This window comes from Sphingopyxis sp., from assembly GCF_016704835.1.
GTDB lineage: Bacteria > Pseudomonadota > Alphaproteobacteria > Sphingomonadales > Sphingomonadaceae > Sphingopyxis.
This window is the reverse complement of record NZ_JADIZJ010000001.1, coordinates 238158-257128: the sequence shown is the minus strand read 5'-3', so window position 1 is coordinate 257128 and position 18971 is coordinate 238158. Positions and strand designations below refer to the sequence as shown.

The following is an 18971-nucleotide window of genomic DNA, read 5'->3' as shown; positions in this document are numbered from 1 at the left end:
GCGACAACGGGACGCGTGCGCGATTAACCGCCTTCGCAAACGACTGACGGCTCGAAACGCGCTATAGGGTCGTCATGGTAAAGTCCCTTCTCCGCCGGCCCCTGTTGCCGCTGCTCGCCGTTCCGCTGCTGTCCGCCCCGACGCCGCTGCCTGCGCAGACCGGCGGCGGCGCACCCTTTAGCGTCGAGGGCCGCAGCTTCGGACGGCTGCAGGACGCGGTCAATGCGATCGGTGACGGCGAGGGGACGGTCCGCATCGCCCCCGGCTATCACCGCGACTGTGCGGTGCAGACCGCGGGCCGCATCGCCTTTGTTGCTGCCGAACCCGGCCGGGCGATATTCGATGGGGTGGCGTGCGAGGGCAAGGCGGCACTGGTGCTGCGCGGCGCGGGGGCGCGGGTCGATGGGCTGGTGTTCCAGAATATGCGCGTTCCCGACGGTAACGGTGCGGGCATCCGCTTGGAAACCAGCGATCTGGAAGTTCTGAACAGCCTGTTCCGGAGCAGCGAGGAGGGGATATTGACCGCCGACGACCCCAAAGCCACGCTGACCATCGATCGCTCGACCTTCTCCGGCCTCGGTCGCTGCGACCGCGGGCTCAGCTGCGCGCACAGCGTCTATACCGGGATTTACGGCAAGGTCGTTGTCACGCGGACGCGGTTCGAAAAAGGCAGCGGCGGCCACTACCTTAAAACGCGCGCGATCGCGGTCGACATCAACGACAACAGCTTCGACGACACCCAGGGGCGCGCGACCAATTATATGATCGACCTGCCGTCGGGATCGGTCGGCCAGATCACGAACAACCTGTTCGTACAGGGGCGCGACAAGGAAAATTATTCGGCGCTGGTCGCGGTGGCGGCGGAAGAGCGCAAGAACCCGTCACGCGGGCTTTCGATTGTCGGCAATCGCGCCAGTCTGCCCGCCGGGATCGGCCGCAAGTCGGTGTTTGTCGCCGACTGGAGCGGTGAGGCGCTTGCGATCGGGGCGAATGAACTGGGCGTCGGGCTGACGCGGTACGAGAAACGCTAAACCAACTTCGACTTCGTTCGTCCTGAGCGTGTCGAAGGACCGGTCGTGTTCTCGACGTTCAAAGAACAGGACAGCCCTTCGACGCGCTCAGGGCGAACGGCTGAGGCGGTAAAGGCTCAGGCCTCCCCGCGCGTTTCGATCAGCGATGCCGCCAGCGCCTCGGCGGGCGATTTGCCGCCCCACAGCACGAACTGGAACACCGGGTAAAAACGCTCGCACTCGTCGATTGCGCTTTCGATCAGCGTTTCGGTCATGTCGAGCGATAAGGAAGCATCTCCGCCGACCAGCAGGCCATGCCGGAACAGGATCGTGCCGCTGTTCGACCACAGTTCGAAATGGCCAAGCCACAATTGTTCATTGATCAGCGCCAGCGCCTCGTGCGCCACGGCGCGCTTGTCCTCGACCACGCGGATGTCGGGAAAGGCGAGCAGCTGGATGACGCCGTCATCGGCACGCCACACCGCGCGCAACTCATAGGTCGTCCAGCTACCCTGCGCGGTCGCGACGATCTCGTCCTCGCCGACCATTTCGTGCGGCCAGTCGTGCGCAGCGAAATAGGACGACAGCATGTCCATCGGGGCGGCGTCCTGGCCGTCTTCGTCGTCGTAGATATCTTCGCTCATGGAGGCGCTTTAGCGGGTGTTGTCCTGCGACGCGAGTCACGCACAGAAAAACGTCATCCCGGCAGAGGCCGAGATCTCAATGGTGCGTGGGATGCAAAGCCGAGATCCCGGCCTGCGCCGCGATGACGACTATGTCTTGGGTGCCGCTTTCGGCTTCGCGGCAGGCTTGGCCGCAGCCCTTGGCGGTGCCGCTGGCTTTGCCGCAGCCGCGTTTGCCGTCGCCGCAGGCTTTGCCGTGCCTTCCAGCTTGTCGAGCCGCGCCTTCAACGCCTCGGTTTCGGCGCGCGCGGTGGCGGCCATTTGCTTCACTGCTTCGAATTCTTCGCGGCTGACGAAATCCATCCGGCCGACCCATTCCTTGGCGCGTTCGCGCATCGCGGCTTCGGCTTCGCGGCCAGCGCCGGCGACGGTACCGGCGACGCCGTTCACCATCTTGGCCAGATCGTCGAAAAAGCGGTTCTCGCTCTGCATATTAAAGTTCCTTTGTCGAGCGTTCAGTCCCTTGCCGTCACCCTATCTGGGTGCTGGCGGCGGCGGGGACAAGGGTTTCGGCGTCGGGATTGCGCTGGTCGATCTGGAAATTCAGGATTGCGGCAAAGCTCAGCCAGATCATGTAAGGGACGAGCAGCCACGCCGCCGCCTTGCGGATCGGGGCAAAGGCAAAAGTGGTGGCGATCGTCACCATCAGGATGAATATGATCAGATAGAGTGCGCTTGTTACCTGATACTGGCCAAAGAACAGCGGCGACCAGGCGAAATTGGCAATCAGCTGGACAAAGAACAGCAGCAGCGCAAAGCCGCGCCCCTTCGCGCCGCGTGCATGCAGGATCATCGCCAGCGCCAGCCCGAGCATGATGTAGAGGATCGGCCAGACCACCCCGAACACCCATCCGGGCGGCGTAATCGCAGGCAGGTCGAGCGCGGCGAACCAGCGGTTGCCGTAACCGCTGTTCGACAACACGCCCATCAGGCTGCCGATCAGGACGATCGCCGGCACGGTGACCAGCGCCCAGCGCAGATACGACATACGAAGTTGGCCCGGTGTAGCGATCTCGGTCATGCACATGGTCCTTTGCGCGGGAATCGGCTGATCAAGGATGTCGCGGCGGGCGAAGCTGACGTCAAGCGGCAGCTTTGACTGCGGCGATCAGAAATTCGATATTGCCCTCCGGCCCGGTGATCGGGCTTTCCACCGTGTCAACGACGCGCCAACCGCTGCGTTCCATCCAGCCACGCACTTCTTCGCACACCCGCGCATGGACTGCCGCATCGCGGATCACGCCCTTTTTCCCGACTTCGTACCGCTCGGCCTCGAACTGCGGTTTGATCAGCGCGACCAGCCGCGCCTCATCCTTGGCAAAGCTCATCGGCACCGGCAGCACCTTTGAAAGCGCGATGAAGCTCGCGTCGCAGACAATCACGTCGATGGGTTCTGCGATGTGGACGGCGGTCAGGATGCGCGCGCTCGTCTGTTCGTGGACGATCACGCGATCGTCCTGTCGCAGTTTCCAAGCAAGCTGGTTGGTGCCGGAGTCCACCGCATAAACCCGCGCCGCGCCGCGGCTGAGCAGCACATCGGTAAAACCGCCGGTCGACGAGCCGACATCGATCGCGACCGCGCCCGTCACATCCCAGCCGAGGTGGGTGAGGGCGTGGTCGAGCTTGATCCCACCGCGCGACACCCACGGATGGTCGCGGCCCTTGACGCTGATCTCGGCGTCGTCGGCGACCTGTTGGCCGGCCTTGTCGATCTTGCGGTCACCGATGTACGCGAGCCCGGCAAGGATCAGCGCCTGCGCGCGGGTCCGGCTTTCGGCGAGGCCGCGGTCGACGAGCAACTGGTCGGCGCGCTGCTTGGCCATCAACCTAATCCCGTCATTGCGAGGAGCGAAGCGACGCGGCAATCCAGAGTGGCATAAACAGCTCTGGATTGCATCGCTGCGTTCGCAATGACGAGGCGAAAAATCATTGCTTGGCCAGATCCGTCAGCGTGCTTGGCGTCAATATCTGCGGCAGGATCTCGGGCTTCGCCGCGCCCGGCGCGTACCACAGATAGAGCGGCACGCTGTTGCGGCCATGCTCGGCGAGGGTGCGCGTGATCACCGGATCGCCGTTGGTCCAGTCGCCGACCAGCGTCACGACGCCCGCCTTGTCAAACGCCGCCTGCACCGCCTCGCGATCGATCGCGCCCGCCTCGTTCGCCTTGCACGACAGGCACCAGTCGGCGGTGAAATAGACGAAGACGGGCTTGTCGGTGGCGCGGGCCTTGGCGAGCGCTTCGGGAGAGAAGCTTGATCCGCTCGCTGTAGTCGTGCGTTCGGCGTCGGCAACTTCCGTCACCGTGCCGCCAAGGCTGACAATGAAGAGAAGTCCCGCAGCGATCAGCAGCCACAGCCGCCGGTCACCACGCTGCATCGCGCCATAATGGGCGAGCAGGACCAGCGCCATGCCGACCGCAACGATCGGCCAGATCAGCTGCGATCCGCTACCCAATTGGCGCCACAGCAACCAGCCGAGCGCCAAGGCGGTGAGCCCCATCGGCAGCGCCATCCATTTGCGGAAGCGGTCCATCCATGGCCCCGGCTTGGGCAGCCGGTTGCGCAGCGCGGGGATAAAACCGACCGCGATAAAAGGGAGGGCAAGGCCGAGGCCGAGGCCGCCGAATATGGGAAGCGCTGCCCACGCGGGCAGCACCAGCGTGGCGCCCAGCGCGGCGCCGAGCAATGGACCACTGCACGGCGTCGCAACAAAAGCGGCGAGCGCGCCGGTCCAGAAACCGCCTGCTGCACCGCCCTTGTCGACCAGCGCCTGCCCACCGCCGAACGACGGCAGTTCATAGGTACCGAGCAGGTTCAGCGTAATCGCGAGCGCAAGGATCAGCAGCGCCAGAACGCTGACCGGATGTTGCAACTGGAACGCCCAGCCGATCTGTTCGCCCGCGCCGCGCAGTGCGAGCAGCGCGCCGCCGAGCAATAGCGCGGTGACGACAGCGCCCGCGGCGTAGGCGAGCGCCTCGATTTTGGCGCTTCGCACGTCGCCGCCCGAGCGCGCAAGGCTGAGTGCCTTGAGGCTTAAAATCGGGAAGACGCAGGGCATCAGGTTGAGGATCAATCCGCCGAGGATCGCGCCGCCGAGCGCAGTCCAGAATAGGCGCATATCAACGGCGTGCGCCGGTCCAGTGATCGCCTCGCCCGCGGCGGGCACCGCGCCGGGCGCGAACCGAACCGAAATCCCGCGTCCGTCGCCGAGTCTGAGCAGCGCCGCGACCGGTCCCGCGGCTTCACCCTTGGCGCGCGTCTCGACGATAATGAAATCGCCATTGCGGCTGAATTTCTGGGGCGCGACATAATCGATCAGATTCTGCGTCTCGACGAAAATATAGGGTGCCTCGAGTGCCGACCCGGCGGGCAGGGGGATGGCAAAGCGCACCATGTCGCCGCGCCGCTCCCACGTTCCTGTGCGATCGAGCGGCTGCGGCAGCACCGCGCGCCAACTGTCAAAGCGGGTTCGCGACGCGGTAGGTACGGCGCCGTCGCCCGCCTTCAACGCCACCGAAATCACCGCCTTTTCCGGGACGCACACCTTGTCGGTGCAGGCGAGCCAGTTGGCGACGCCCGAAAGTGTCAGGTCACTTCCCTGCGCGACACTTTCGTCAACTTCGATGTCGGCGAGCAGCGCGTAGGGATGCTCGTAAACATGGTTCATCATGCCGAACAGGATCAGCGGTTCGGGGACCGGATAGCGGAGTGGCGCGACGGTGACCCCTTCGGGCAAATTCCACTCGACCGACAGCCCGAAGCCGGCATCACCGCCATTGATCCAATAGCCGTGCCAGCCCTTTTCGGGGGTCATGGTCAACGCCAACGTCGTTGCGCCGCCGGGGGCTGGAGCCCTGGATTCGGCGATCAGTTTCGGCTGGATATGCGTCTTTTGCGCTTTGGCGGGGCTGAGCGCGAGCAGGGCGAACGCCAGCAGCGCGAGCACTGAGCGCCAAAGCGCTGTCACAAAAACGTCGTTGCCGCGATTCATGCCGGTCCCGCTATCACCTGTCTCTCGAGGCTTGCCATATAGGCGGGTTTCGTCGAGAGGACAGCCCGCGCTGACACCCTGTATGACGGAGACACCGTTCGTGACGCTGAACCATCTCAAAATCGCTTTGGCCGCCACCGTCTGCATCGGCAGCGGCAGCCCCGGTCTTGCGCAAAATTCGGCCCCGGTGGCAAAAGTGACCGCCGCGACGCCGCCGCCCAAGCTGGTCGTGATGATAGCGGTCGACCAATTTTCTGCCGATCTGTTCGCCGAATATCGCGGAAAGTTTACCGGCGGCCTCGCGCGGCTGGCGTCGGGCGTTGTCTTTCCGTCGGGCTATCAGGCGCATGGCGCGACCGAAACTTGCCCCGGCCACGCCACGATCCTGACTGGTAGCCATCCGGGGCGGGCGGGGATTGTCGCTAATAATTATTTCGACCTGTCGGTCGCCCGCGATGACAAGCGCATCTATTGCGCCGAAGACGAAAGCGTCCCCGGCACCGCATCAGGCGGCGGCAAATATGCGCCGTCGGTGAACCACCTGCTCGTCCCGACTCTCGGCGATCTGATGAAGGCGCGCGATCCCGAGGCGCAGGTCGTGTCGGTCGCGGGCAAGGATCGCGCGGCGATCATGATGGGTGGGCGTCAGGCCGACGAATTGATGTGGCTCGCGCCCACCGGCCTCACCAGCTACCGCGGCACCACCCTGTCGCCAACCGCGACGCAGGCCGGTACGGCGATCGCGGCGGCGATCGCACAGCCACGCCCGGGGCTGGCGCTCCCCGCCGATTGCGCGGCGCACGACATCGCCATTCCGGTGGGCGACAAGGGCGCTACCGTCGGCACAGGACGTATGGCGCGCGATGCGGGCGACTTCCGGCGCTTTATGGCTTCACCCGAAGCCGACGGCGCAGTCCTCGCAACCGCCGCGGCGCTGCGCCAGGTGCGCAAGATGGGCGAAGGCAGCGGCACCGACCTGCTGATCGTCGGCCTGTCGGCGACCGATTATGTCGGCCATGGCGTCGGTACCGAGGGCGCGGAAATGTGCCTCCAGATGATGGGGCTCGACCGCGAGCTGGGCGATTTCTTCGCGCGGCTCGATGCGACCGGCATCGACTATGCCGTCGCGCTGACCGCCGACCATGGCGGGCACGACATGCCCGAACGCAATCGCCAAAATGGCTGGACTGCAGCGCAGCGCGTCGATCGCGCGCTGGACCCCGACGCGCTGGGCAAGGCGGTCGCAGAAAAGCTCGGGCTGCCGCAGCCGCTGCTTTACGGCGACGGCCCTTTCGGCGACATGTATCTGTCGAAGGCGCTCACCGCGGCGCAGCGCAAGGCCGCGCAGGCCGAGATTTTGGCGCGGTTGCGCGAACATCCGCAGATCGAGGCGGTAGTGACCGCCGATGAGCTGGCGAACCGACCGATCTCGAAACATGCACCTGATACGTGGGGCCTGCATGACAAGCTGCGCGCATCATTCCACCAAGGTCGCTCGGGTGATTTTATCGTGGTGCTCAAGCCGCGCGTTACACCCATTCCCGAATCGGGACTCGGCTATGTTGCGACGCACGGGTCGGTGTGGGACTATGACCGGCGCGTGCCGATGCTGTTCTGGCGTAAGGGGCTGGCTGGGTTCGAACAGCCCAATGCGGTGATGACGGTTGATATCATGCCAACGCTGGCATCGCTGATCGGGGTTCCGGTCGATACGGGCAAGATCGACGGACGTTGCCTCGACCTGTTGTCGGGTGCCGACAGCAGTTGCCGTTAGGGACAAGAAAAGAAACGAAGATGACGAAGGTTTTGCGGAATTTCTCCGGCCGGTTGCTGCTGGTCGGCTGCGGCAACATGGCGGGCGCGATGCTCGATCGTTGGCTGGCGGCGGGGCTCAACCGCGAGCAGATTGCGATCGTCGATCCTTTTGCGACGCCGCGCGATGGCGTCGCCCAATACGCATCGCTGGCAGAATGGCAGGCCGCGGGCGGCACTGCCGATTGGATCATGCTTGGCATGAAGCCGCAGCAACTGGGCGATGTGGCTGACATGCTGGCGCCGCTGGCAACCCGTAGCGTCCATTTGATGTCGATCCTGGCGGGCGTATCGCTTGCCGATCTTGCGGCGCGTTTTCCGGATGCAGATGCGCAGGTTCGCATCTTGCCCAACCTCGCTGCACGCATTGGAGCCGGGGTGACCGCCGTTGCGACGCTGGGTGACGCCGATGAGGCGACGATCGCCGCGCTGCTCCATCCGCTGGGGCAGACGGTGACATTGCCCGACGATTCGACGATGGATCTGGTCACCGCGTTTACCGGCAGCGGCCCGGCCTTTGTCTTTCGACTGATCGAATCCTACGCTGCCGCGGGCGAACGGCTGGGTCTGTCGGCAGAAGATTCGCTTGCGCTGGCTACGGCAACCTTTGGCGGCGCGACCGCGCTGCTCGCCGAAAGCGGCGACAAGCCCAGCGTGCTGATTGCGCAGGTCGCGAGCAAGGGCGGCACGACGCAGGCTGGGCTCGATGTGCTCGACAGCGATGGACAGATCGCCGCGCTGCTCACCAATGTGCTGCGCGCGGCGCGCGACCGCGGGCGCGAGCTGGCCGAACTGGCGCGCGGCGAGGGCTAAGTCCGATCGCGCCCCAGCGTGGCGATGCGTTTGCGGTCGCGTGCCGGGACCAATGCCTCGCTGACGTGCCAGAAGCCGGTTACCGCCTGTTGTCCGGCATGGGTATAGGCGCGGCTCATCGTATCGCGCAGCAGGATAAATATAGCAGCCTCCGTCGCGCGTCCGGTTTCGGTCAGGCGTAATTCCTTTTGTCGCCGGTCGCGGTTGCCGGGGCGCGTCGTCAGCATCTCGCGCGTTTCCAGCTCCTTCACCACCCGGCCGAGCGACTGTTTGGTGATGCCCAGCAACGCAAGCAGGTCTGAAATCGTCAGTCCTGGTTGCCGTGCGATAAAATAGAGGGCGCGGTAATGCGCACGGCCCAATTCCTGTTCGGCCAGCTTTGCGTCGATCGACCGCCAGAGCGAAGCATGCGCGAAAAACAGAAATTCAATCCCCCGCCGAACTTCGTCTTCGCGCAAGAAAAGGGCAGATGCAGCGGGTGTTTGTGAAAGAAAATTTTCCTCAGCCATGGTCACTACCGTTGCGCGCCGCGCCCGACTTTGGCAAGAGGCGCGCTCCATCGACCCCCGACCCATAGGTGTTTTCGCATGTCCGCTCCCGCTTTCACTCATCTGCCGCACCCCAATCGCGTGGCGGACGACGTTCGCGCGGTGGCGATTGCCGATCCCGCCTTTGGGCGCGTCTTTACCGATCATATGGTGTCGATCCATTATACGGAAGGCAAGGGCTGGCACGACGCACAAGTGATGCCGCGCGGGCCGCTGACGCTCGATCCCGCGACCGCGGTGCTCCATTATGCGCAGGAAATTTTCGAGGGGCTGAAGGCGTACCGCCTCGACGACGGGTCGATGGCGCTGTTCCGGGTCGAGGCGAATGCGGCGCGCTTCAACGCGAGCGCACGCCGCATGGCGATGGCCGAAATGGCCGAAGAACTGTTCATCGCCGCGGTCAAGGAAGCCGTTGCCGCCGACGCGCACTGGTTCCCGCCGGTCGAGGGCGGCGCATTGTATCTGCGCCCCTTCATGTTCGCGAGTGAGGTGTTCCTCGGCGTGAAGCCCGCGGCCGAATATCAGTTCCTCGTCATCACCTCGCCGGTCGGCAATTATTTCAAATCGGGCGCGCCCGCGATCTCGCTGTGGGTGTCGGAGGATTACACCCGCGCCGCGCCGGGCGGCACCGGCGCCGCCAAATGCGGCGGCAATTATGCTTCCAGCCTCGTCGCGCAGCGCGAGGCGATCGCCAAGGGGCACGATCAGGTCGTCTTCCTCGACGCGGCCGAACATCGCTGGATCGAGGAATTGGGCGGCATGAACATGTTCTTCGTCTTCGACGACGGCAGCATCCTCACCCCGCCGCTAACCGGCACGATCCTTCCGGGCATCACGCGCGATACGATCATCACGCTCGCGCGCGACGCTGGCCTGACGGTGCGCGAGGAACCTTATGCGATCGACCAGTGGCATGCCGATGCGGAGAGCGGCAAGCTGACCGAAAGCTTCGCCTGCGGCACCGCGGCGGTCGTGACTCCGGTGGGCAAGGTGACCCGCGGCGAGGTGAGCTTCACGATCGGTGCGGGCGGCCCGGGGCAGTTGACGACCAAGCTCAAGGACAAGCTGGTCGATATCCAGCGCGGCCGCGCCGCAGATCCGCACGGCTGGGTGACGCGGCTCTAAGCGGTCGCCTTGCCAACATATATCAAGCCGCTATAGAGCGCGCTCGCACCGGCCCGTTGGGGCGTCGCCAAGTGGTAAGGCAGCGGCTTTTGATGCCGCCATTCGCAGGTTCGAATCCTGCCGCCCCAGCCAGCCGGTGCTTTCAGAGCGTACCAGAGACGCTCAAAGTGTTTCAATCAATTCAATGAAAACAATGAGTTATCTTGAGACGGCATCGCGCTACGGCTCAGGCGCTGCCCTTGCAGCTCAGCCCATTTTTACCCAAAATGTTGGTAGCGATTTTGCTCCTACCAACAAATTTCAGCGTTCGGGATCCGAACCCGTGCGCGTGGGGAAAGGGTACCAACATGCTTACCAACATCGCGATCAAGGCGCTCAAGCCTGCGAGCAAGCCGTACAAGAAATCCGACGGCGGCGGCCTCTTCATTCTGGTTCAGCCGAATGGCGGGAAATCTTGGCGCTTCGCCTACAGGTTTGAGGGAAAGCAGAAGCTGCTTTCCGGCGGGCCCTTTCCCCAGACAACGCTATTGGCCGCGCGCTCTTGGCGCGACATGATGAAACACCAGCTGGCGCTGGGGATGGACCCGTCCCAAGAACGCAAGAAGGCGAAAACCAAGGCGACTGACACAACGGTCGAGTCCAACAATACATTCGAGCATGTCGCGCGCGAATGGCTCGAAACGCGCACGCTCGCTTGGACCCCCCGCTATGCGGCGCTTGTGTCGGGCCGCCTTGAGGCCGACATCTTTCCCGTCGTCGGTCATCTAGACATCAGCACGATTACGCCGCGCTTGATGCTTGAGGCAGTGCGCAAGATCGAAGCGCGCGGCGCGATCGAAATGGCGCACCGGGTGAAAAACCACTGCAGTGAAATCTTCCGCTACGCGATCCCCGACGGGCGATGCGAGAGCGATCCCTGCCGCGACCTTACCCCTGCAATGACGAAAGCCCGGCCGGTGAAGCACCACCCGAAAGTTGCGGCGAAGGACTTACCCGCATTCTTCATGAAGTTGAACGCGGACGGCGCCGAACGAATGAGCCATCTCGCCCTGCGCTGGACCATTCTGACCATGGTGCGCACGCAAGAAACGCGATTTGCCGAATGGGATGAGTTCGAGAACCTTGACGGTACCGAGCCGCTCTGGCGGATTTCGGCGGACCGGATGAAGATGCGCTCCGAGCACTTGGTTCCGCTACCGCGACAGGCTCTCGTTCTGCTCGAAGAAATTCGCGAGATCAACGTGTACCGCAAGGCTGGGAACTACTGGCTGGGCCGCTACCTTTTTCCAGTTGCACATTCGAAGTCGCGGGTCATCAGTGACAATAGGATGCTCGACATTATGTATCGCTTGGGCCTTCGTGGGAAAGCGACCGTGCACGGGTTTCGTGGTCTCGCCAGCACCGTGCTCAACGAGAGCGGCTTGTTCGAGCCGGACTGGATCGAAAACCAGCTTGCCCATCAGCCACGCGGCGTGCGTGCGGCATATAATTCGGCGCGCTATCTCGCTCATCGTCGGCCGATGATGCAGTGGTGGGCAGACTATCTCGACGAGGCTGAGGTCAAGGGCTTGCGCGCGATCGCCGCCTGAACCACCGCAAATTGAGCGCGGCCTCAAATGAGCGCGCACTGGCGGCGGCAGGCGCCGCCAGAGGTCGCGCGTTTGCACGGTTGGCCGCGCAGCGCTCTCGTCTCGCTTCTTGGCGCCGCGGGCGCGTGGCCCTTGCGGCGGGTAAGCAGCGCGTAGCGCTGCTCCGGTCGTGGCCTTGCCACGCCCGACCCGCCACCGGTCCGCGCACGCTGCGGCGCCTGCGGCTGCGACGAGGGCGCGTTTGTTGTCCGAGGTGGACGCCGCGCTGATCGCACGGCGGCGTTGTCGTTGGCCGGCCACGGACAGCGGGGCAGTCGGCGCACGGCTATGGGACCGCTCGGCCGGTGCGCAAGCCGGGTCTTCGCCCCGGCTCCTTCACTGCGTTGCGGCCCTGCGGGTGCGCCCCGTCCTTGGGCGCGGTCCCGTCGCCTTTCCTCGCCGCCCGCCCCGCCGTCCGGGGCCGGGTGTGGTTGAAGGAAGGAAGAAAGTCATGAAGCTCGATTTTATCCCGATGGACAAGCTGTCGATTGCTGCAACCAATATGCGCGGGAAGGGGAAAGACGCCGATGTGTCCGACCTTCTCCCCAGCGTTCGCGCGCGGGTGCTGGTTCCGCTGCTCGTTCGTCCGAACTGCGCCGAAGGCCATTTCGAGATCGTCGCGGGCCGTCGGCGCTTTACCGCCGTCAATGCCGTGGCGCGCGAGGGTGGGGCGGTGAAGCCGCTCCCCTGTGCGATCCTCGACGAGGGCGATGATGTGGATGCGCTCGAAGCGTCGATGCTAGAAAACCTTGCGCGGGTGCAGCCCGACGAGGTCCGCCAATGGGAGGCCTTTGTTGAGCTGGTCAAATCGGGGCGCAGCGTGGACGAGGTCGCCGACACGTTCGGGTTCGAGCCGTCTGCGGTGAAACGCATCCTTGCACTCGGCAACCTGCTCCCCCGCATCCGCACCCTCTATCGCGGCGGGCAGATCGACGTGAACACGGTGCGCCATCTGACCCTCGCGTCGAAAAGCCAGCAGAAGGCATGGCTGGCGCTGTTCGATGATGAAGCGGCCTATTGCCCGACCGGCCATCAGCTCAAAGCTTGGCTGTTCGGTGGCAGTGCCATTGCGGTGACGCATGCGCTGTTCGACATCGATATGTTCAAGGGCGGCATCGTCGCCGACCTGTTTGGCGAGGACCGCTTCTTTGCCGACAGCGATGCGTTCTGGTCGGCGCAGATGGATGCCATCGGAGCGCGTAAGGCCGACTATCTGAACGCCGGTTGGTCCGGTGTTGAGATCATGCCGCGCGGCGAGTGGTTCCGCTCATGGGATCATGTTCATGCGGGCAAGCGCAAGGGTGGCCGCATCTATGTCGAGGTTCGCGATAGCGGTGAGGTGAGCTTCCACGAAGGCTTTTTGACCACCAAAGAAGCGAAGCGGCTTTCGAGCGGCGACGGCAATGATGGCGCGGCCCCCGAGAAGCCGAGCCGTCCCGAAGTGTCGGGTCCGCTGAATGCCTATATCGACTTGCACCGCCATGCGGCGGTGCGCGCCGATCTGGTAGGACATGCCGGGGTCGCCCTGCGGGCGATGCTCGCGCATGTCATCGCGGGCTCGGCGCTTTGGCGGGTTGATATCGAGGCGCAGCGGGCGCCGAAGGAAGATATCGCCGAGAGTGTGGAAACCTGCTCTGCCGAGACGGCGTTCGACGAAAAGCGCCGCGCCGTTCTCGCGGTGCTCGGCTTTGACGAGGATGCACCGACGGTCACGCGTGAGGGTTTTCATCGCCCCCCTTTTGCACCACTGTTCACGCGGCTGCTCGAATTGCCCGATCCGGTGGTGATGGAGATCATCGCCATCGTCATGGGCGAGACGTTGGCGGCGGGCAGCGAGGCGGTCGAAATGATCGGCCTCCATCTCGGCACCGACATGCGGCGCCATTGGTCGGCGGACGCGGCATTCTTCGACCAGCTGCGCGACCGCGAAGTGCTGCTCGCGATCACCGGCGAGGTCGCGGGGGCCGAGGTTGCAGCGGCAAACGCCGGTGAGAAGACCAAGGCGCTGAAAGCGATCATTGCTGATTGCCTTGCCGGTACCAACGGCAGGGCTAAGGTCGAGCCGTGGGTGCCGCGGTGGATGAACTTTCCGCCGACCGCCTACACCGCGCGCGGCGGGGTCGGCAGCGTCACGGCGGCGGCGCGGGTGCGCTATGCGCTTGCCGCAGAGGTCGTTCCTAATCCTGCCGAGGATCGGGGAACCGCCGATAGTGCGGAGCAGCGGCTGGCAGCGTGATCGCTACGGGCGGGCGGCCACGGTCGCCCGCTCATTTTTCGCCCGCGGGATGATGACGCGCCGACCTTGCGGGTCGGCGCGGCGTTTTCATGTTTGGCGCGCCGCCGCCGCAAGCGGCACCGGCGCGCGAACTGCACAAAAGAAGAGGGCGGCGCGAAGACCAGCTTCGCACCGCCCTACAACGATGAACGCTTTCGCACATCATCGCCCCTGCCGCCGGTCGGTCACCGGGGTCGCTACCATCACCGTCCGACAGAAGAACTTGTTGCCCATCCCATTCGCATGGCCTGGTTAAAGATATTGTACAAATCCGCCAAATCGACGCGCAGCGACGCAATAATCCTCCATTTTTCCGCCATCTGCGTTACAGATTCGACACGCGCCTCTCAGCCTTCTGGGAAATCTCGGTAGGGAAAGTCCGTCGCGGCCGAGGCGGATGATCGCCGATGTGCGGGACCGGATTGCATCCGCTGTCGCTGAATCCCTGAAAGCACCGTCCAGCGCCGGTGGCCAAAGTCGCCTCGAAATCAACCCAGGACCATCCTCGGCGACGGGCGACTGACCTGAACCGGCGCGGCGCCCCGCGAAAGTGCGGCGGCGCGATTATTTCCCTGCCGGCTGCGCCGGTTCCTCGCGGCCGCTGCGCTTCAAATAATCGCGCCGCCGCACTCCTCCGCTGCGCTGCGACCCTGACGGGTTCGCGCGGCGCCTCATGCGCCGGTCTCTGGTCCGCCCATGTCGCAGGGATGGTCCCGCGGCAGTTTCAAGGAGACGACCAATGGCAGCTATCGGCTTTGTGAACGGCACCATCGAAAAAGGCTTCGTGGGCCAGCTGAAAACCCTCTCGATCCGCGCCGCGATCGAGATCCGCCCCAACCCCTCGAAGAACGGCGACGTCCAGCCCGACTACCGGGTCTATTCCGAAGGCGTCGAGATCGGGGCCGGCTGGATCCGCATCGGCGAAACCTCGGGCAAGCCCTTTGTGTCGCTGACGCTGGCGGCACCTGAGTTCGGCCCGCGGCGCATCTACGCCAACCTCGGCCGCGCCGCCGGCCAGGACAGCGACGACGCTTATGCGATCATCTGGAATCCCGACAACTGAAGCTTGGTTCTACCCCGCGCCGCCTTGGCGGCGCGGGGCTTTGCGTGCCTGGCCTTTCAGGCGGCTTCGCGCTTGAGATCGGCGATGGTGAACGCGTGCGGATTACGCAGCCACACCGACCTCGCCCGCGCGCCAACCACAGCAGCGTGTCGCGAGCTTGTGCTGCGTCGGGAACGTCCTGGCGGCGATCTTGCGGTAGAGAGTCGCGCGGCTGAGGCCCGTCAGATCGAGGACTTCTGTTGAGCCGCATGAGGCGGAGGGGAGATTGGAATGCCATGTTCTACTCCATCTGTTGAACGATTTTGCGTCGACACGAGATAAAGAAAGCATGACGGGCGCTAACGTCAACGCCGCAGAAAACGGCCATTTCTGGCGTAGTGCGCTGGCGTAGGGCTGTGGGTATCCGCCGGTATCTATGGGGACTTCCTGGCAGTTGCGGCGTAGGCTGAAATTTTCTGTCTCATGAGGTCTCGTCGTCAGTCGCATCCGTCTGATGAGGCCGTCGGCGACGGCCGCGTTCGCAAATGACGCGCCGTGACCGGCGCGGACATTTTCCGATTCGGTGTCGGTTAGGCGCCGCTGGCGCGCATGCGGTCGCCGCTGCGCGGCGGCGTTGGTCTGTCCCGGCAGGTCGGGGGCAGGGTGGGCGTCACTCGCCTCTAGCCCCGCCCGGCCGGGCCGCAACCTGCGTGCCGCGGGTCCTCCTCTTCGTTCCGGTCCTGCGGATGCAGCCCGCCCGATGATGCGGGTCTGTCGGCTCCCTCCTGCCGCCCACCCCGCCCCCTTCCGGGCCGGGGTGCGGTGGCTGGAAGGAGAAAGGATATGGTCAGGGACAGGATCGAACGGGCGAGCCTCTATTCGGAGGTCACCAACCGGATCATTGCGGAACTCGAAGAAGGTCGGCTGCCTTGGGTGCAGCCTTGGGACAGCGCGGCGTGCGGATGCACGATCCCGCAGAATGCAGGTACGGGCCGCAAATATAGCGGGATCAATGTTTTGATCTTGTGGTCCGAGGCGGTCGCGAGGGGCCATGCGTCACAGCGCTGGCTCACCTATCGGCAGGCCGAGGCGGTAGGCGGCAATGTTCGGCGCGGCGAGAAAGGCACGGTCATCTGCTATGCCGACCGCTTCACGCCGAAGGCCGAAGCCGAGGCAGCGCGGGGCGAGGATCGCGAGGCGCGGCAGGTAGCGTTCCTGAAACGCTTTTTCGTCTTCAACATCGACCAGTGCGAGGGATTACCCGAAGACTATTTCGCCCCAATGGTCAGCCCCGATCCGGCGATTGCGATTGTCGAGGCCGATGCGCTGATCGCCGCGACCGGCGCGCGCGTCAATATCGGCGGCGGTGAGGCTTTCTACAGCCCGGGCCATGATTTCGTGCAGGTGCCGCCGCAGGCGGCGTTTCATGAACCGATCAACTGGTATCGCACCGCGCTTCACGAGCTTGGTCACTGGACCGGCCATGGCAGCCGGTTGGACCGCGACCAGAAGGGCGGGTTCGGATCGGAGGCTTATGCCAGGGAAGAGTTGGTCGCGGAGATGGCGGCGGCGTTTATTTGCGCGTCGCTCGGCATCGCGCCGACCGTGCGTCATTCGGACTATATTGCATCTTGGCTTTCGGTCCTTCGCGACGATGACAAGGCGATCTTTCGCGCCGCCAGTCTCGCCAGCAAGGCGAGCGATTTCCTGCTCGCCTTCGCGGGAGACGACCAGTGACCGCTCCCAAGTCCCGCGAGGAGCGGCTTCGCCTATGGCGCGCCGAGCGCGTGGTGGACCGGATGCACGGCATGGACCGCAAGGTCTTCCTCGCGATCCGCGTCGATGAGATGACCTATCCGCAAATTGCAGAACGGTTCGACATCAGCGTCGCCGACGTCGAAAATCACTTCGCAGCGAGCCTGCGTATCATGATGAAAGCCATGGATGAAAAGGATCCATGGTGGTGGCGTTTTCGGCTGTGGTGACGATGTTCGCGCCGGATGGCGCTTGCCATCCGGCGCATCCAAATACAGGGTAAAACCAATGCGTACCGACCTCGACCATCTTCCAGCCAACAAGCAGCGCGAACTCGAGCGCGTGAAGCAGATCATCTTCGAAGAATTTGCTGACAGCATCGCGCTCGCGACGATGAACTGGAAGAAGAAGGGCCGGATCGACAAGATCATCCTGTATGGCAGCTATGCACGCGGCGGCTGGGTCGATGAACCGCACACGGCGAAAGGCTATCGCTCGGACTTCGATTTGCTCATCATCGTCAGCGATAAGCGGCTGACTGACAAGGTCGATTACTGGCTCAAGGTCGAGGACCGGCTCAACCGCGAGCTGGCGATCGACAAGACGCTGCACACGCCAGTCAATTTCATCGTCCACACCATCCAGGAAGTGAACGACGGGCTCGCGCACGGACGCTATTTCTTCATGGACATCGCGAAGGACGGCGTCGCGCTTTACGAGTTTGATGACAAGGAACTGCACAAGCCTAAGCCCAAGACGCCCGAGCAGGCGCTCGCCATGGCGCAGGAATATTTTGACGAGTGGTTTCCTGCTGCGATGCGCCGACATGACTTCGCCAAGTTCGGTCTTGAGAAAGGCCACCTCAAAGAAACGGCGTTCGAACTTCATCAGACGACCGAGACGCTCTACCACTGCGTCTTATTAGTCTGCACTTTCTACACGCCGCACGTTCATAATTTGGGCTTTCTTCGCACTCAGGCAGAGCGCATCGACATGCGTCTCGTCGATGCTTGGCCGCGTGAGCTGAAAGCTGATCGAAAGCACTTCGAGAAGCTCAAGGAAGCCTATGTGAAGGCTCGCTATTCAAAACATTATCGGATCACCGAAGAGGAATTGCGCTGGCTCGGCGAGCGCGTCGAAGAACCTGGCCGCGCCGTGCATGCCATTTGTTCGGAACGCATTGCCCTGCTAGAGGCGCAGGCGAAATAGTCTCGCCCGCCCCGAAAGGAAATGCCGTGGAAGAATCCGAAACTTTGGTCACGCTGACCGCCGATATTGTCGCTGCGCATGTCACCAACAACAGCGTTGCCATTTCGGACATCCCGCTACTCATTCGGTCGGTACATGATGCGCTCGCCGGACTTGCCACGGGAGCGGAGGCTGCACCCGAACCGCAGCAGCCTGCGGTCTCCGTCCGGTCGTCGGTGAAGCCTGAACATATCGTCTGCCTTGAGGACGGAAAGAAGATGAAGATGCTTCGCCGTCATCTTTCGACCGACCATGGCATGACGCCCGACGAGTATCGCGCGAAATGGAACCTGCCTAAAGATTATCCAATGGTCGCGCCCGACTATGCCGAGAAGCGGCGTGTACTCGCGAAGCAGATCGGCCTTGGCACCATGGCGGCGGCGGTCGCAAACCTGCTGCGCGTGGCAGCGCCAAGGCTAAATAGCCTCAGCGTCTGCCGTTAGAAAACGCGCGCCCCCCGGCGGCGCCATAGCAACAACTGCTGCTCGCGGCCTTCGCCGCGCAGCGTCGCGGCAGCCCTCGACCAGCAAGCCGAGGATAACCGCGCGATCGTCGCCGGTCAGCCCGATCAGATCGGCCTTTGGCAATGAGGCCGCCCAGCTCGATCAGCTGACGCGTGCGCTCGCGGCGCTTCAACCGCCACGCCCGCGTGTCATACCGCGCCCGCTTCGCCTGAAGGCGATTGCGCGCCTGCACCGCTCGCCGATGCGCCGCCTGCGTTGCGGCGATCGTCTGGCGAGTACCGGTGCTGCTTTCGCGAAAGAAGGCCGCGCCGCTTTTGCGCCACATCTCCTTCCGCGCTGCGTTCTGCGCCGACAGCCTTGATCAACGCGCCCGCAAGCTGCTCGATCGACAGCGCATCGGCGCCCGTCGCGATGACCAGCTCGCCCAGCTGCCCTTGCTTCTTCGTTTTGAGCGCCTTTGCCTTGTCGGTGAGCGCCTGAGTTCGGCATCGAAATCGCGGGGTTTGCGCATCGTCTGTCCTTCCGTTTGAGGGAGTCGGACGAACCAGCTATGCCGAGTCCATCGCCATTCAGGCAGC

Annotated in this window: 21 protein-coding genes and 1 tRNA gene; 13 read left to right on the top strand and 9 right to left on the bottom strand. The window is 63.9% G+C overall.

The features are described from left to right. The first annotated feature begins 74 nt into the window (after positions 1–74). A complete protein-coding gene (locus IPF76_RS01310; RefSeq protein ID WP_293838586.1) occupies positions 75–1031 on the top strand; it encodes a right-handed parallel beta-helix repeat-containing protein in 957 nt (318 codons plus the stop codon). Positions 1032–1147: 116 nt separating this feature from the next. Here the strand turns inward: IPF76_RS01310 and IPF76_RS01305 are convergent, their stop codons facing one another. The 5 genes from IPF76_RS01305 to IPF76_RS01285 all read right to left on the bottom strand — a co-directional run bounded on the left by IPF76_RS01305 (position 1148) and on the right by IPF76_RS01285 (position 5659). Further along, the gene (locus tag IPF76_RS01305; protein ID WP_293838583.1) at positions 1148–1654 is read right to left on the bottom strand and encodes a YbjN domain-containing protein; all 507 of its coding nucleotides are present in this window, start codon (positions 1652–1654) and stop codon (positions 1148–1150) included. Between the two features lie 129 nt (positions 1655–1783). Continuing rightward, entirely contained in the window at positions 1784–2125 is a 342-nt protein-coding gene (locus IPF76_RS01300) for an accessory factor UbiK family protein (RefSeq protein WP_293838581.1), read from the bottom strand. A 37-nt stretch (positions 2126–2162) separates the two neighbouring features. Continuing rightward, positions 2163–2714: a TspO/MBR family protein gene (locus IPF76_RS01295; RefSeq protein WP_293838579.1), complete on the bottom strand. Its 552-nt coding sequence runs from the start codon at positions 2712–2714 to the stop codon at positions 2163–2165. A 61-nt stretch (positions 2715–2775) separates the two neighbouring features. Beyond that, on the bottom strand, positions 2776–3516 hold the full coding sequence (locus IPF76_RS01290; RefSeq protein WP_293838577.1) for a TlyA family RNA methyltransferase: 741 nt from the start codon (positions 3514–3516) through the stop codon (positions 2776–2778). 103 nt (positions 3517–3619) lie between these two features. Beyond that, the gene (locus IPF76_RS01285) at positions 3620–5659 is read right to left on the bottom strand and encodes a thioredoxin family protein (RefSeq protein ID WP_293838575.1); all 2040 of its coding nucleotides are present in this window, start codon (positions 5657–5659) and stop codon (positions 3620–3622) included. Positions 5660–5789: 130 nt separating this feature from the next. On the opposite strand from IPF76_RS01285, the gene IPF76_RS01280 reads away from it, so the two are divergent. Together IPF76_RS01280 and proC are read left to right on the top strand one after the other, a co-directional pair. Next, positions 5790–7457: an alkaline phosphatase family protein gene (locus tag IPF76_RS01280; protein ID WP_293841835.1), complete on the top strand. Its 1668-nt coding sequence runs from the start codon at positions 5790–5792 to the stop codon at positions 7455–7457. A 20-nt stretch (positions 7458–7477) separates the two neighbouring features. Further along, positions 7478–8308: a pyrroline-5-carboxylate reductase gene (gene proC, locus IPF76_RS01275; RefSeq protein ID WP_293838573.1), complete on the top strand. Its 831-nt coding sequence runs from the start codon at positions 7478–7480 to the stop codon at positions 8306–8308. On the opposite strand, the gene IPF76_RS01270 is transcribed toward proC, so the two are convergent. Beyond that, the gene (locus tag IPF76_RS01270) at positions 8305–8817 is read right to left on the bottom strand and encodes a MarR family transcriptional regulator (RefSeq protein WP_293838571.1); all 513 of its coding nucleotides are present in this window, start codon (positions 8815–8817) and stop codon (positions 8305–8307) included. The genes proC and IPF76_RS01270 overlap by 4 nt on opposite strands. Positions 8818–8895: 78 nt before the next feature. Between IPF76_RS01270 and IPF76_RS01265 the strand changes: the two genes are divergently transcribed. The 5 genes from IPF76_RS01265 (at position 8896) to IPF76_RS01245 (ending at position 14947) form a co-directional block, all read left to right on the top strand. Continuing rightward, a complete protein-coding gene (locus tag IPF76_RS01265) occupies positions 8896–9981 on the top strand; it encodes a branched-chain amino acid aminotransferase (protein WP_293838569.1) in 1086 nt (361 codons plus the stop codon). Between the two features lie 57 nt (positions 9982–10038). Further along, positions 10039–10113, top strand: a tRNA-Gln gene (locus IPF76_RS01260). A gap of 215 nt (positions 10114–10328) precedes the next feature. Continuing rightward, on the top strand, positions 10329–11570 hold the full coding sequence (locus IPF76_RS01255; RefSeq protein ID WP_293838567.1) for an integrase arm-type DNA-binding domain-containing protein: 1242 nt from the start codon (positions 10329–10331) through the stop codon (positions 11568–11570). A 490-nt stretch (positions 11571–12060) separates the two neighbouring features. After that, on the top strand, positions 12061–13845 hold the full coding sequence (locus IPF76_RS01250) for a ParB N-terminal domain-containing protein (protein WP_293838565.1): 1785 nt from the start codon (positions 12061–12063) through the stop codon (positions 13843–13845). A gap of 778 nt (positions 13846–14623) precedes the next feature. After that, positions 14624–14947, top strand: a complete 324-nt coding sequence (locus IPF76_RS01245) for a DUF736 family protein (protein ID WP_293838563.1) — start codon at positions 14624–14626, stop codon at positions 14945–14947. 102 nt (positions 14948–15049) lie between these two features. Here the strand turns inward: IPF76_RS01245 and IPF76_RS01240 are convergent, their stop codons facing one another. Continuing rightward, positions 15050–15277 (bottom strand): AlpA family phage regulatory protein, encoded by a 228-nt coding sequence (locus tag IPF76_RS01240; protein ID WP_366499278.1) that lies wholly within the window; start codon positions 15275–15277, stop codon positions 15050–15052. A 492-nt stretch (positions 15278–15769) separates the two neighbouring features. Between IPF76_RS01240 and IPF76_RS01235 the strand changes: the two genes are divergently transcribed. From IPF76_RS01235 to IPF76_RS01220, 4 genes are read left to right on the top strand one after another with little or no spacing between them, the layout of a single operon-like run. Continuing rightward, on the top strand, positions 15770–16663 hold the full coding sequence (locus tag IPF76_RS01235; protein WP_293838561.1) for a zincin-like metallopeptidase domain-containing protein: 894 nt from the start codon (positions 15770–15772) through the stop codon (positions 16661–16663). Next, positions 16660–16911 carry a sigma factor-like helix-turn-helix DNA-binding protein gene (locus IPF76_RS01230; RefSeq protein ID WP_293838559.1) on the top strand — a complete coding sequence of 84 codons (252 nt, stop codon included), beginning with the start codon at positions 16660–16662 and terminating at the stop codon, positions 16909–16911. Before IPF76_RS01235 ends, IPF76_RS01230 begins: the two co-directional genes overlap by 4 nt. A 58-nt stretch (positions 16912–16969) precedes the next feature. After that, positions 16970–17890, top strand: coding sequence for a nucleotidyltransferase and HEPN domain-containing protein (locus tag IPF76_RS01225; RefSeq protein ID WP_293838556.1), 921 nt, complete (start codon positions 16970–16972; stop codon positions 17888–17890). Positions 17891–17916: 26 nt separating this feature from the next. Beyond that, complete coding sequence (locus IPF76_RS01220) at positions 17917–18372, top strand: MucR family transcriptional regulator (protein WP_293838553.1); 456 nt, start codon at positions 17917–17919, stop codon at positions 18370–18372. On the opposite strand, the gene traD is transcribed toward IPF76_RS01220, so the two are convergent. After that, positions 18356–18625, bottom strand: a complete 270-nt coding sequence (gene traD, locus IPF76_RS01215) for a conjugal transfer protein TraD (RefSeq protein WP_366499276.1) — start codon at positions 18623–18625, stop codon at positions 18356–18358. The genes IPF76_RS01220 and traD overlap by 17 nt on opposite strands. After that, complete coding sequence (locus IPF76_RS01210) at positions 18582–18806, bottom strand: hypothetical protein (RefSeq protein WP_293841832.1); 225 nt, start codon at positions 18804–18806, stop codon at positions 18582–18584. Before IPF76_RS01210 ends, traD begins: the two co-directional genes overlap by 44 nt. Between IPF76_RS01210 and IPF76_RS01205 the strand changes: the two genes are divergently transcribed. After that, complete coding sequence (locus IPF76_RS01205; protein ID WP_293838550.1) at positions 18708–18923, top strand: hypothetical protein; 216 nt, start codon at positions 18708–18710, stop codon at positions 18921–18923. The two genes, IPF76_RS01210 and IPF76_RS01205, sit on opposite strands and share 99 nt — an antisense overlap. The last annotated feature ends 48 nt before the right edge of the window (positions 18924–18971 follow it).

Bases quoted from the DNA above. Each gene is read 5' to 3' on its own strand.
- IPF76_RS01310 (WP_293838586.1), top strand. From the start codon at position 75: ATGGTAAAGTCCCTTCTCCGCCGGCCCCTGTTGCCGCTGCTCGCCGTT.
- IPF76_RS01305 (WP_293838583.1), bottom strand. From the start codon at position 1,654: ATGAGCGAAGATATCTACGACGACGAAGACGGCCAGGACGCCGCCCCG.
- IPF76_RS01300 (WP_293838581.1), bottom strand. From the start codon at position 2,125: ATGCAGAGCGAGAACCGCTTTTTCGACGATCTGGCCAAGATGGTGAAC.
- IPF76_RS01295 (WP_293838579.1), bottom strand. From the start codon at position 2,714: ATGACCGAGATCGCTACACCGGGCCAACTTCGTATGTCGTATCTGCGC.
- IPF76_RS01290 (WP_293838577.1), bottom strand. From the start codon at position 3,516: ATGGCCAAGCAGCGCGCCGACCAGTTGCTCGTCGACCGCGGCCTCGCC.
- proC (WP_293838573.1), top strand. From the start codon at position 7,478: ATGACGAAGGTTTTGCGGAATTTCTCCGGCCGGTTGCTGCTGGTCGGC.
- IPF76_RS01270 (WP_293838571.1), bottom strand. From the start codon at position 8,817: ATGGCTGAGGAAAATTTTCTTTCACAAACACCCGCTGCATCTGCCCTT.
- IPF76_RS01265 (WP_293838569.1), top strand. From the start codon at position 8,896: ATGTCCGCTCCCGCTTTCACTCATCTGCCGCACCCCAATCGCGTGGCG.
- IPF76_RS01255 (WP_293838567.1), top strand. From the start codon at position 10,329: ATGCTTACCAACATCGCGATCAAGGCGCTCAAGCCTGCGAGCAAGCCG.
- IPF76_RS01250 (WP_293838565.1), top strand. From the start codon at position 12,061: ATGAAGCTCGATTTTATCCCGATGGACAAGCTGTCGATTGCTGCAACC.
- IPF76_RS01245 (WP_293838563.1), top strand. From the start codon at position 14,624: ATGGCAGCTATCGGCTTTGTGAACGGCACCATCGAAAAAGGCTTCGTG.
- IPF76_RS01240 (WP_366499278.1), bottom strand. From the start codon at position 15,277: ATGCTTTCTTTATCTCGTGTCGACGCAAAATCGTTCAACAGATGGAGT.
- IPF76_RS01235 (WP_293838561.1), top strand. From the start codon at position 15,770: ATGGTCAGGGACAGGATCGAACGGGCGAGCCTCTATTCGGAGGTCACC.
- IPF76_RS01225 (WP_293838556.1), top strand. From the start codon at position 16,970: ATGCGTACCGACCTCGACCATCTTCCAGCCAACAAGCAGCGCGAACTC.